This window comes from Arsukibacterium perlucidum DSM 18276, assembly GCF_000382165.1.
In the GTDB taxonomy this organism is placed as follows: Bacteria; Pseudomonadota; Gammaproteobacteria; order Enterobacterales; family Alteromonadaceae; genus Alishewanella; species Alishewanella perlucidum.
Map to the genome: position 1 here is coordinate 34,377 of NZ_KB907707.1, position 12,414 is coordinate 46,790.

14 protein-coding genes are annotated in these 12,414 nt (G+C 47.0%); 6 read left to right on the forward strand and 8 right to left on the reverse strand.

The window, feature by feature from the left end; genetic code table 11:
• Position 1: 1 nt before the first annotated feature.
• From atcC to asnB, 6 genes are all read right to left on the reverse strand, one after another.
• On the reverse strand, positions 2-895 hold the full coding sequence (gene atcC / locus H141_RS0106900) for a cold adaptation protein AtcC (protein ID WP_019675520.1): 894 nt from the start codon (positions 893-895) through the stop codon (positions 2-4).
• A gap of 61 nt (positions 896-956) precedes the next feature.
• Positions 957-1,718 (reverse strand): cold adaptation protein AtcB, encoded by a 762-nt coding sequence (gene atcB, locus H141_RS0106905; protein WP_019675521.1) that lies wholly within the window; start codon positions 1,716-1,718, stop codon positions 957-959.
• The gene (gene atcA, locus H141_RS0106910; RefSeq protein ID WP_019675522.1) at positions 1,715-2,305 is read right to left on the reverse strand and encodes a cold adaptation protein AtcA; all 591 of its coding nucleotides are present in this window, start codon (positions 2,303-2,305) and stop codon (positions 1,715-1,717) included. Before atcA ends, atcB begins: the two co-directional genes overlap by 4 nt.
• 77 nt (positions 2,306-2,382) lie before the next feature.
• Complete coding sequence (gene atcJ / locus H141_RS0106915; protein ID WP_019675523.1) at positions 2,383-2,664, reverse strand: cold adaptation protein ActJcold adaptation protein ActJ; 282 nt, start codon at positions 2,662-2,664, stop codon at positions 2,383-2,385.
• 121 nt (positions 2,665-2,785) lie between these two features.
• Positions 2,786-3,916 carry a hypothetical protein gene (locus tag H141_RS0106920; RefSeq protein ID WP_019675524.1) on the reverse strand — a complete coding sequence of 377 codons (1,131 nt, stop codon included), beginning with the start codon at positions 3,914-3,916 and terminating at the stop codon, positions 2,786-2,788.
• A 172-nt stretch (positions 3,917-4,088) separates the two neighbouring features.
• Positions 4,089-5,753 (reverse strand): asparagine synthase B, encoded by a 1,665-nt coding sequence (gene asnB / locus H141_RS0106925; protein WP_019675525.1) that lies wholly within the window; start codon positions 5,751-5,753, stop codon positions 4,089-4,091.
• Positions 5,754-6,065: 312 nt separating this feature from the next.
• On the opposite strand from asnB, the gene H141_RS0106930 reads away from it, so the two are divergent.
• The 6 genes from H141_RS0106930 to H141_RS19955 all read left to right on the forward strand — a co-directional run bounded on the left by H141_RS0106930 (position 6,066) and on the right by H141_RS19955 (position 11,294).
• On the forward strand, positions 6,066-6,902 hold the full coding sequence (locus H141_RS0106930; protein ID WP_019675526.1) for a DUF3025 domain-containing protein: 837 nt from the start codon (positions 6,066-6,068) through the stop codon (positions 6,900-6,902).
• A gap of 48 nt (positions 6,903-6,950) precedes the next feature.
• Positions 6,951-7,748, forward strand: a complete 798-nt coding sequence (locus tag H141_RS0106935; RefSeq protein ID WP_019675527.1) for an ABC transporter ATP-binding protein — start codon at positions 6,951-6,953, stop codon at positions 7,746-7,748.
• A 1-nt stretch (position 7,749) separates the two neighbouring features.
• Positions 7,750-8,952, forward strand: coding sequence for an ABC transporter permease (locus tag H141_RS0106940; protein WP_019675528.1), 1,203 nt, complete (start codon positions 7,750-7,752; stop codon positions 8,950-8,952).
• A gap of 121 nt (positions 8,953-9,073) precedes the next feature.
• Entirely contained in the window at positions 9,074-9,280 is a 207-nt protein-coding gene (locus H141_RS0106945) for a bacterioferritin-associated ferredoxin (protein WP_019675529.1), read from the forward strand.
• A 198-nt stretch (positions 9,281-9,478) separates the two neighbouring features.
• Positions 9,479-10,369 (forward strand): aspartoacylase, encoded by an 891-nt coding sequence (locus H141_RS0106955; protein ID WP_019675531.1) that lies wholly within the window; start codon positions 9,479-9,481, stop codon positions 10,367-10,369.
• Between the two features lie 88 nt (positions 10,370-10,457).
• Complete coding sequence (locus H141_RS19955) at positions 10,458-11,294, forward strand: substrate-binding periplasmic protein (RefSeq protein ID WP_019675532.1); 837 nt, start codon at positions 10,458-10,460, stop codon at positions 11,292-11,294.
• A gap of 26 nt (positions 11,295-11,320) precedes the next feature.
• Here H141_RS19955 and H141_RS0106965 read toward each other — a convergent pair whose 3' ends face one another.
• Positions 11,321-11,809 carry a GNAT family N-acetyltransferase gene (locus H141_RS0106965; RefSeq protein ID WP_019675533.1) on the reverse strand — a complete coding sequence of 163 codons (489 nt, stop codon included), beginning with the start codon at positions 11,807-11,809 and terminating at the stop codon, positions 11,321-11,323.
• A gap of 15 nt (positions 11,810-11,824) precedes the next feature.
• On the reverse strand, positions 11,825-12,226 hold the full coding sequence (gloA, locus tag H141_RS0106970) for a lactoylglutathione lyase (RefSeq protein ID WP_026349288.1): 402 nt from the start codon (positions 12,224-12,226) through the stop codon (positions 11,825-11,827).
• Between the last annotated feature and the right edge of the window lie 188 nt (positions 12,227-12,414).

The window sequence follows — 12,414 nt, forward strand, 5'->3', positions numbered from 1 at the left end:
GTTACAGCTCCAGATACTGGGGCCAGCCCAGTAGCGGGTTGGTTAAACCTTGCTTCCCTTCGAAAGCGTCAAGCTTTTCCGGTGAGGCGTCTTTTGTTGCTAATGCCTGATAATCTTTGGCAAAAATAAGCGTTCTTACCAGTGCCGGAATAAAATGCTGGCCTAAGTCGTGGCGAATAGCATCGGCATTTGCCGCAGGCAACTCGGCCAGGGTGGCTTCAGTTTGCAGAGCAAAAAAGGTTTCATTAAACCAGTGTGGCTGCAGCTTTATCTGCGCCAGCCGCTTTTTCAAATCTTGCCGTACTTTGTCGCCGCCTGTCAGGGCGCGATAAAATACCACCTCTGCCAATACTTCTTCCAGACTGAAATGTTCGAACTCATCAAAATGGCTGCGGGCATAAAACTGTTGTTGCAACAGTTGCATCGACTGGCTGCGCCGGTGTTCGGTTAATGCCTGCTGATAATACTGCCAGCCTGACCAGTCCTCGGCATCAGGTGGGCTCGACAATTGCTGCAACAGTTGTTCGTCTACTTCACCATACAGCGATTTAGTGCCGCCTTGCAGGCTAACTGTGCTTAGCATGCTCCAGCCTTTCTGAAAGGGTTTCACCAGGCCTTCTGGTGCCAGCAGCAGGGCCAGCGCGCGCTGCTGGTCTTTATCTGTCAGTTCCAGCAACCCCAGGCTAACTACGCCAATGACATCGTGCGCGGCTTGCTCCAGCAGGTGCATTTTATATTTGTTATAAAACTTATCGGCAAATTTCAGGCTCATCAGTACGGCTTTGCCTTTAATTTGCTGCAACTGGACAGTACTTAGCTGCTCAGTCGCAACGGCATTATTGATAACCTGGCTTAAAAAAGGGCCGGTGCTACCGTCACGAACTATTAACTGCATCGATGTTTTCCTGTTAATGGACTTTTACTGCGGATTTAGCGGTAAAGCACTTTTTCGGGAGTTAGTCGAGAAAACTAAACATGTCGTCTACTTCGGCAAATTCATCACTTGCCTGATTTTTCTCTTTAGCCTGCATTACCAGCTCAGTAGCAAATTTATTGATGATACCTTCCCAACCTGAGTTTTCATTGCGAATAAGGGCTTTAATTGCTTGTTCAACAGCAGGCGCCAACTGGCGGATCAGTGCCAGCAAGCTGCGTGGATCATCAATGCCCAAACCGTGGGCATCTTCGTTCATCTGCCGCTCGGTATAGCGAACTGCTTCTTCCAAATCTTCCTCTTCATCATGCAGCATATCGTGCAGGCCTTCATCATCAGGTATGGCTTCACTGCGATATAATTCTATAAAGGGGATAGATAGATAGAATAAACCGGCCGGATCATCAGCAACACATTCTAAAATTTCAGCTTGCTTGTCTTCGCTGTCCTGACTGCGAATAAGATAGGTTAAAAAGTCGAACGTGTGTTGCTGTAACTCATCCGCATTATTTTTTATTTTCTCTTCCCAATATAACGGCTGCTGACAAACGATATCGCGAATACGCTCCGGGCTCATTAGTTCAGAGATAATGGACGGAAAAGAAATATCGTGCTGGCTGTTCATTTGGGTAAGGGTAACGATATCAATATTTTCAATAACTTCAACCAACTGCTCATCGCTCATGGTGTTAGCAATCAGCTCAAATTTTTTACTGGCCTGTTTGGGCTCAATTACCGCCAGTTCTTTAATCTCGGCAACCGCAATTTCAATTAAATTGGTCATTCAGGTTTCTCTCTGTTAAAGCGAATGTCATCGTACTGGTTGTCGTATCCGGGCTCATCTGAATCGTCGTCGTTGTCGTTATAACCATCACTGCTGTAATCATCGCTGTTATAGTTATCGCTGCCAGAATCGTCGTCATCGGCATCATTATCGTCATTAGCATCAGTCGAACGGCGTTGGCCCTCGTTACCCATGCTATCGCCATGTTCCATCAGAAATATCACAGCACAGCTTTCAATCAGCAATGATTCAGAAAAAGCGCGGATCGCCTTTACCAGTTCAATATCGGCATTATTAAAAGCAGCAGAGGTTTTAAACTCATCCCAGCTTGGTGCGATACCAGTGCTAAGCCATTGTTGCCATTTCACTTTAGCTTCTGGTACAAATTTCACCCGGCCATATAAGGCAACCGGCAAATACTCAGGCAATGACTCCAGCAGCTGTGGATCACGCAGCAATACTGCTTTCATTTTGGCAGTATATTGCTCCAGCGCTTTCGGGGTTTCCGGGTCTGAGTATGACTCGATATTTTCTCTGGCATCGGTTTGCAGAGCGCGAATGCGTTTTAAATTCAGTTTTGCAGTCATAAGAGGCTAACGACCTTATCCAGATTATACAGCGTTAATTAAAGTATTAATAAAAGCCGGCAACAATAGCAAGTTACTCAGTAATACTGGTCCCATAATTCCTGCATGGCAGCAGCGGGATCAGTTACGATAACGTTGTTAAAGTCTTTAATAAATGCCGACTTTTGTTTCGGATCAGCAAGTACATCGTAGGCCTGCTTAACCCGTTGCAACTGGATAGCTGCCTGTTGTTTTTCGTCATCACTCAGCCCCAGCAGTTTATCGGGATGATAGCGATTTGCCAGGCGCTTGTAGGCCTTTTTAATATCTTCATCGCTGGCATTGGTTTTAACGCCAAGCACGCGAAAATGGTTGATCATATGAAATCCTGCAACACTATTGTTAAGGCGGTATGTCCAGCCGTCTTAATTGCACTGGCGGCTGGTCGACAATCATAGCAGAAGGCGGCGGGGCCACCTAGTGCTGGTTACCGGCATTTTGTTATGGCTGGACAAACCAGCGCGGATCAGTGTTCAACTGAAACAACAACGGCGAAAACTGGTTAAAGTTAACCGCATTAGCCTGACACCGGATGTTTTTAGGATACTGGCTTTGCCAGGGATCGTTGATCAGATAAAGCTGATTGCCGGCTACTGCAACGCCTTCAATGGAGGTGTTGCGCATTTTTTCATAGGCCGGGCAATCATTGCTGGCATTATTGCGGTAGGTTGGCGCGTAGAAATGCATTTGCTGGACAAAGGGCGCCTGCTGCTGGCTGATATCAATAATCCAGAGCTGGTCATCGTTGCGCGCCGCGGCGACTAAATAGCCCGGATGGCTGCTGTCAGGATGAGGCAAATAATCAAGGCCGTTAATCGGGTGGTTATTGGCATCCGGCACCGGCAGCTTAAAACCGCTGTCTGCAACTTTAATAAAATCGTCGCTCTGCCAGAAATCAGCAGAGTATGGTGTGACAAAGATCATTGGTGCATTAGCCCGATTCTTTTCCAGTGCCAGATACAAATTGCCGTTGTTGTCAAAGGCTAGGCCTTCAATTCCATCATTGCTAAAACTGCCTACCCGCGCAGACTCTGGAAACTGCACTGGCCTTATTGCAACAATTTCAGCCTGAGTCAGCGCTTTATCCGTTTTAATTTTAACCAATAGTGTCGGGTAGGGGGTTGAGTGAGTATCAGCATAGCGTGCAGCACACTCTGGGCTAAGTTGATAGCCTGAGGAATCTTCGGTAACCGTTATAAGGGTCGTATCGTCCTGGCGATCCCAGGTCAGTGATTCCCAATCCGGATAGCCGGTCAACAATTCGCCAAAACAGCCTTTGCTCAGCGGCTCGGCTACTGTCAGCTTAACCGGTGCTGCTGTCAGCTGCCCGTTTTGCGGGTTAATTTTGAGCAATATATTACGCATAGGCAGCGCAGCGCTGTTATCGCCTATATGAATAAGCTCGCCGTGGCGCAGGGTTAAACCTGAGCTTTGCGGGTCAACCAGATTTTGGCCGCTAAGATCTGTCAGCCACTGGCCACGCAAATGCAGCTCACCAGCAACCGCTGCCGGGTAAAGGCTTAAAGTGAGCAGCGTCAGGCTGGTGCATAAAATAAATGATAAAACGTGCATACTGTCTGTCCCTGGCAATTATCGACGGTTGCTTTATCAGAGACCGCGCCGCGATAACTTTGCATCATAGTCATATTTACAGTTTATTGTGCCAGTTAATTCCGGCATCGCCTATACAGGCGGCAGAAATAAAAAAGGCCACCCGCAGGTGGCCAGATTAATCAGTTACAACTTAGTAGCCTTGCGAGTGAACGTCGCGCACTGCCCGGCCTGAAGGGTCGGTCATTTCAGCCATTTTCGCATCCCAGGCCAGTGCTTCCGGCGTAGAGCAAGCGACAGACTTACCTCCCGGTACACAGCTGATGGCGCCAGCATGCGGGAAATGTTCTTCAAAAATCACCCGGTAGTAATAGGCTTCTTTGCTATCCGGGGTATTGACCGGAAAGCGGAAGCTGGCGGTGGCCATTTGCTGATCGCTGACCTCTTTTGCCGCATGGGCTTTTAAGCTGTCAATCCAGTTGTAGCCAACACCGTCTGAGAATTGCTCTTTTTGCCGCCATAAAATTTCATCCGGCAGTAAGCCATCAAAGGCCTGGCGCAGAATATGTTTCTCCATTTTGCCGCCACCGCACATTTTAGCCTGTGGGTTTAAGCGCATTGCTACGTCCATAAACTCTTTATCAAGAAATGGCACCCGTGCTTCAATACCCCAGGCCGACATAGCTTTATTGGCCCGGTTACAGTCGAACATATGTAAGCGGTCTAACTTACGTAAGGTTTCTTCATGAAACTCTTTGGCGTTAGGTGCTTTGTGAAAATACAAATAGCCGCCGAAAAGTTCATCTGAGCCTTCGCCAGATAACACCATTTTAATACCCATGGCTTTAATTTTACGGGCCATCAGGTACATCGGGGTTGATGCGCGGATGGTGGTAACGTCATAGGTTTCCAGAAAGTAAATAACGTCTCTGAGCGCGTCTAATGCTTCTTGCACAGTAAAATGCACTGTGTGATGCACGGTACCAATCGCATCGGCCACTTTCTGGGCGGCAATTAAATCGGGCGAACCCGGTAAGCCAACCGCAAAAGAGTGCAGGCGCGGCCACCAGGCCTCAGACTGATCATCGTCTTCTACCCGGCGTTTAGCATATTGCTGGGCGATGGCTGAAATAAGTGATGAATCCAGACCACCAGATAATAATACGCCATAAGGTACGTCTGACATCAGGTGGGTTTTGACGCTATGTTCCAGTGCGGCTTTTAATTCACTTTCGCTGGCCGGGTTGTCTTTCACGGCGTCATAACTTTGCCAGTCGCGCTTATAGTAGCTGCGCAACTCGCCAATTTTACTGTCAAAATAGTGGCCGGGTGGGAATTCTTTAATTTGCTTACATACCGGCACCAACGCTTTTAATTCTGAGGCGACAAATAACTGGCCATTTTCATCATAGCCATAGTACAGCGGAATAATGCCAATATGGTCCCGGGCAATAAGATAACGGCTTTGCTCTGCGTCATACAAAATAAAAGCAAACATGCCATGCAACTGATCAATAAAATCGGCACCGTGCTCCAGATATAGCGGCAGGATCACCTCGCAATCAGACTTGGTTTTGAATGGGTAGGGCGTAGCCAGCTCTTTTTCGAGTTGCTTATGATTGTAGATCTCACCATTCACTGCCAGAATGTGATTTCGATTATCATTGATAAGAGGTTGGGCTCCATTTTCAGTATCTACAATGGCCAGACGCTCGTGCACCAGAATGGCATTTTCGTCATTCCAGATACCTGACCAGTCAGGACCGCGATGACGTAATAACTTAGATAACTGCAGCGCCTGCTGGCGCAACGCTTTAACATCAGTACTGATGTCAAGCACCCCAAATATCGAACACATGATAACCTCTATTAATAATTTTCAAATAAACACATTTTTACCCAATGGATTTCGAGATGCACGTAGGCGGCAAGGTAACCCACTGGAACGCCAGCCCGGCCCCTTGAGCTTAGCTGTACTAAGTGACAGGGGTAAACTGGCGCAGCCAACACCCGTGCATATTGAAAGACGAAGGGTAATTTTGGCAGTATGTACGTCTAAACGTACCCCTTGAATGTGCCATGCCATGGCAAAAATGCAAGCGCTTTTTCACGCTTTTGATAAGTAATTAAGGCTGATAGTCTTCAGCTACAGCAACAGAAAACACTGGTTATGCAAAAAAATGATCTAAAAACCCGTTTTACGCCACCCCCTCGCTGGGACAGCTCGCTGTTAGCCGCTAGCACTATATTTGCTGATCTGTGCCAGCATATTGACCTGAGTCAGCAACATCAATGGCCGGATGTCGCCAGGCTGAATCAATGGGCCGGTAATGCGCCTTTTCGTTTTGTGGCTGACGACGCGCTGGCGGAGGATGGCCGCTATTATGAAGAATATATTTATGCAACTAACACTATACCTACCCGTAAAGATAACTGGCATGACTTTTTTGGTGCTTTAATCTGGTGTTTGTTTCCCAAGACCAAAACCTTGCTTAACCAACTGCATATGGCTGAAATAACCCAACATGGCCTGAAACAGCGCAGTAAACTGCGCAATAAGCTGACCTTATTTGATGAGTGTGGGGTGGTAATTTGCCTTGAGCCAGAAGCCGCGCACCATGCCGACTTGTTACGGACCCACCAGTGGCAGCAAAGTTTTGTCAGCCGGCGCGCTGATTGGTGGCATACTGTAAGGCCGGTTATTTTTGGCCATGCAATCTATGAAATGGCCACCTCACCCTTTCTGGGCTTAACCGCCAAATGCTTGTTTATTAACGTGCCAACAGGCTTTTGCCAGTGGTCTTTAACAGATGCTTACAGTTTTCTTGACCAAAAACTGCTGCAACAAATTGCTAACGGCGGGTTACTTCTTGATAATCAACAACTGACCCCGTTGCCACTACTTGGGGTGCCAGGCTGGTGGGATGATAATCGCCGGGCAGAATTTTACCTAAATACGGAGTATTTCCGGGCGCTAAGTACAAAAAACATAAGTACAAAAAAATAAGTACAAATAATATGAGAGCGAAAAACCACGCAACGATAGGAAGCTTACATGATTGAAATAAAAGGGTTAGCTAAGGCGTTTGCTATCAGCAAAGGCAATAAATTATCGGATACTGAAAAACAGGATGTGCGCTACAGCGAGAAAGCATTCCATTCGGTGCGGGACGTTAGTTTTCAATGTGGTTCCGGCGAAGTGCTCGGGCTGCTCGGGCCTAATGGTGCCGGCAAAACCACCACCTTGCGCATGCTATCCACTGCTTTAAAGCAAGACAGCGGTTCGGTGTTTATTAATGGTATCGATGTATTGCAAAAGCCGATTCAGGCCCGCAAAGAAATCGGCTTTTTATCCGCAGATACCGGGCTGTATGGCAAACTAACGGCCTTTGAAAACATTGCCTATTTTGCCCGCTTGCACGGTATGAAAGAAGCCGCGATAAAAACCCGGATTGATGAGCTGTTTACCCTGCTTGATATGCATAATTTCGCCAACCGGCGGGTGGATACCATGTCGACCGGTATGAAGCAAAAAACCGCTATTGCCCGCGCTGTGGTGCACTCCCCCAAAGTCGTTATTCTGGATGAGCCCACCACTGGTCTGGATATTATGACAGTGCAAACCGTGCTGGATTTTATTAAGTCATTAAAAACCCAGGGTACCCCGGTGATCTTTTCTACCCATCATCTGGATGAAGTAGGCGCTTTGTGTGACCGGGTGGTAGTTATTGATAAAGGCTTAAGCAGTTTTTCTGGCAGCCTTGAACAGTTTAAGCAGCTGACACCAGATGGTGATCTACGTCAGGCATTTTTAGCCGTTATTGCTAATCAACCAGAGCAGGGAGCAGCCTGATATGTGGCAGGTTTACTTTAAAGAATTAACTGAATTATTGCGCGATAAGAAAACCCTTATCTTTGTTATTTTATTGCCAATCCTTATTTTCCCGGTGTTATTCGGGATTGTCGGCCTGGTAATGGCAACCACCACCAGTAAAGCGATGGAAGAGCAACATCGTTACGTTATTGTAAACGAGCAGCAGGCCCCCGAGTTTGCCGAAGCGCTGTTTTACCATAAAAACTTTAAAAAAGTTGAAACGACATTAAGCACTGAGCAAGAACTGATCGCGGCAATTCGCAACGAAGAGTTTGACGTGGCACTGGTAATTCCTGCTGATTTTGCCAACCGTAAAGCCGCTGTGAAGCAAACAGAATGGCAGCTGATCTATAACCGCTCGTCGCAACTGGACTTTATGTACAACTATTTCGACGAGATGCTGAAAACCTATACTGAGGAGTTGCAACGCGGCACCTTGAGTCAGTTAGGTGTTGACCCGACGAACCTGACCGCGATATTGAAACCGGTAGAATTGACCCGGGTTAATACCGCGGAGCAGCGGGAAAATATTGGTGAGAGCATGGGCGCGATTTTAGCCTATGCCCTGGTGTTACTCTGCCTAAGTGGTGCCATGTATCCGGCGGTAGATATGGGTGCAGGCGAGAAAGAGCGCGGCACCCTGGAAACCTTACTGATTTGCCCGGTTAGCCGCACCGCTATCGTGTTAGGTAAGTTTTTAACGGTATTAACTACTGCACTAATGACGGCACTGATAACGGTGGTCAGCTTAGGCGTGTGGGGCGGCATTATCAGTGCCTTTGCTGACTTATCCAAAGTATCTGAAGCACTGGCCAGCATTACTATTGTTGATTTAATGCTGATGTTCTCATTACTGTTACCAACAGCGGCGATATTTGCTGCCTTGTTGCTGGCAATTTCTATCTATGCCCGCACCTTTAAAGAAGCACAGAACTATATGAGCCCGCTGACGATTCTGGTAATAGTGCCATTAATGATAGCAATGGCGCCGGGTATGGAGCTGGACGTCACCACGGCATTAATTCCGCTGACTAATATCGCGCTGGCCATTAAAGAGCTGCTAAAAGGTACCGCGGACTATGGCTTACTGGCATTAATATTTGCCTCTACCACTGCGCTGGCTGCAGCACTTATCGCATTTTGCGTACACTGGTTCCAGCAGGAAAAAGTATTGTTTCGTTAAATTTAGCCTGGTAAATGGCTGGAAATACCAGCCATTTATTCAAAATGGTATTGATAACAATTCGCAGTTAGATTAAGATGGCGCTGTTTTGTTAAACTATTTGTCGAGCAAAGGCAGCGCCATGTACGTATGTTTATGTAAAGCAGTGTCAGATAAAGCCATAAAGCAACACATCGCCAAGGGCGCCTGTACCATGCGCGAATTGAAAGCTGAGCTGGGTGTTGGTAGCCAGTGTGGTAAATGCGTATGTCAGGCCAGTGCTATTTTGCATAACGAATTGGTAAAGCAACCGCGTGATATTGATGAGTTGGCTAAACCCGCAGCCTGATTATGCCTTTGAAGCGACCACTTATCTGTCTTTGACTAAGCTGCTGGCTGTTGCAATAAATTCGGTATTTCTGCCGTAGTTCCGTTGTTATTTTCTTGTCATTAACACCATTTTAGTCACGCCATAATAGCCATTTTGATGATAGGCTAAGCTTAGTCAACAGCAGTAAAGGTTGACAGTATTTCTGATGGAGTGGTTATGGATAAGATAAAGCAGGTAGCCATTGTTGGCGGTGTGCATGGTAATGAGTTCTCTGGCATTTATTTAGTTAAACAGTACCTGGCCAGGCCGCAGCTTATTGCCAGAGACAGCTTTGATTGCCGTTGTGTCTGGGCCAACCCTGAAGCACATTATGCTAATAAACGTTATTTGCACAGTGACTTAAACCGCCAGTTTAAAAATGCTGATTTGGCCAACCCGGCGCTTACCAACTATGAGCAAAGCCGGGCGAAAGTGCTTAATGCAGAGTTAGGCCCAAAAGGGGCGGCCAAAACTGACTTGCTGATCGATTTACACAATACCACCAGCAATATGGGCGCTTGTTTAATTCTGACTCAGGCCGGGCCATTTTATAATCAGCTGGCAGCCTACGTTAAAATGGTGATGCCAGAGGCCATTATTTCACGCGATGAAGACCATTTTGCCGCTGCAGAGCATGCGCTGATGTGTACGCTTGGCCGTTATGGCGTGTTAGTGGAAGTGGGGCCACAGCCGCAATCGGTGCTGCGCCACGATATTTTAGAGCTGATGGACCGGATGACCCGCCATATTCTGGATTTTGTCGAGCTGTATAACAGTGGCAACTTACCTGCGCTACCAAAACAAACTGCAGCGTTTCGCTATTTACACAGTATTAAACTGCCAATGAACGAGCAGGGCGAACGGATTGGTATGGTACATAAAAACGTGCAGGACAAAGACTACCAGCCGATCAATCCCGGTGACCCGATTTTTATGTTATTTGACGGCACTGAAATTTATTACCAAGGCGAGCAGACGGTATACCCGACGTTTATCAATGAAGCGGCGTACTATGATAACAACCTGGCGATGTCACTAAATGAAAAAGTGCTGATCACCCTGGATTAATTACTCGTTTCTATTGGTTTTTTTCTAAAGTTAAATGTGTTACTAATTTGCTATGCATTTTTAGGGAAGTCAAACCGGAGTGACTTGTATGCCACAGTTTGTGCTTAGTTTGTTTGTTATGGTTGTGGTTTTACCCCTTAGTTTGCTGGTAACTGCTGCGCAATCTGAGCCGCTACCATTAAATTTGTATACCGAGCACAGCCCGCCAGGCGAATATCTTAACGCACAGGGTGAAGTGGCTGGGGTTACCGTTGACTTAATCAGGTTATTGTTGCAACGGCTTGATCAGCCAGCCACTATCGAACTGTTGCCATGGGCCCGGGCGCTGGAGTTAGCGAAGACCCAACCTAATAGTGGCTTATTTGAAACAGTACGTAACCCAGAGCGCGAAGCGCTGTTTAAATGGGTTGGGCCGTTAAAGATGCATAGCATAGGTTTGTATGGCCTTAGTGATTTTTTCCCGGGCGGTAACTTTTCTCCCGGTATAAACAGCAGACATCTGGCATGTGTGTACCGCGAGTCTGTGCATGTAAAATATTTGCAAAGAATGGGCTTTAACGACGGCCGCAATTTAATTCTGACGGTCAACCACGGTGACTGCTTTAAATTGTTAAGGCGGGGGCGGGTGCATCTAGTGGTGCTGAACGAAGCGGCTTTTAGCGAGCTGCAGTTAGAAATGCAGCAAAGCGACCAGCAGCTGGTGATGTTGCAACAATTAACAGAGGTGCAGTTGTATCTGGCTTTTTCCCGGGATATTGATGACAGCACTATAGCCCGTTGGCAACGGGTGCTGGAAGATAGCTATCTTGATGGCAGCATGCGTCGGCTTTATCAGGGGCTTTACCCCGAACAAATGATTGCTCGCCTAGAGCAGTTTGCCAGTGCGAAGCAAAAACAGTTGCAGCAAAACCGGTTGCAGCAATAATTGCCGCAACCGCGATAAACGGGAGCTTAATCTGTTTGGGTTGCCAGGGCGGCGATTTGTTGTTCAGTTAAACGGTAGCCTATCCATTCTGTTTTTTCCTGAGCATGTAAAGCCTGGTAGAACTTAATTGCCGGGGTATTCCAATCCAGCACACTCCACTCAAAGCGACCGCAATTATTCGCCATGGCAATTTTAGCCAGTGCTTTAAACAGCGCTTTACCTGCGCCGCTGCGCCTGGCATCCGGTGTAATATATAAATCTTCCAGATACAAGCCATACTTGCCCAGCCAGGTAGAGTAGTTATAAAAGTACACAGCAAAGCCAATAGGCTTGCCTGCTTGTTCACAAATCAGGGCATGGGCTTTGGCATCACTGCAGAACAAGGTTTGTTTAATCAGCTCAACTGAAGTCAGTACCTCATGCTCAGCTTTCTCGAAAATGGCCAGTTCGGTAATAAACTGTAAAATGGTGGCTGCATCATCGGCTGTTGCCGCTCTGATGTTCAAATCTGGCATAATGGCTCCGCTTGGTTACAGGGTTTGGTAGCTGGCTTTCTTTTGAATAAGTTCAATAGCGTAGTTGTCGGGATCGCGCACAAAGGCAATTTCAGTAGTACCACCTTTAACCGGCCCGGGTTCACGGCTAATCACCCCACCTTTAGCCCGGATGGCCTCACAGGCGTCATAAACATTGTCTACTTCCAGTGCAATATGGCCAAAAGCATTACCCAAATCATAGCTATCGGTATCCCAATTCCAGGTTAGTTCCAACACGGTATGTTCGCTTTCAGCACCATAGCCAACAAACGCCAGGGTATATTTATACTCGGTGTTTTCTGACTGACGCAGTAGCTTCATGCCTAACACGTCAGTATAAAAAGCGATGGATTTTTCCAGGTTAGCTACCCGCAGCATGGTATGGAGCATTCTCATGGCATTTCCTCTTCAGTTTACTGGTTGTATTCACGCAACTTTTCAATAATACAGCTGTTGCAGCACAGCTTACCGGTAATACAAGTGCAGCAGCAAGAGGTATCTGTATTCGCAGATACCTCTTTTTTGTTAGCTGAGGCGGCATCAATACAACCGCGGTTTAACCCCAAATGAGTCAGATAAAAGAA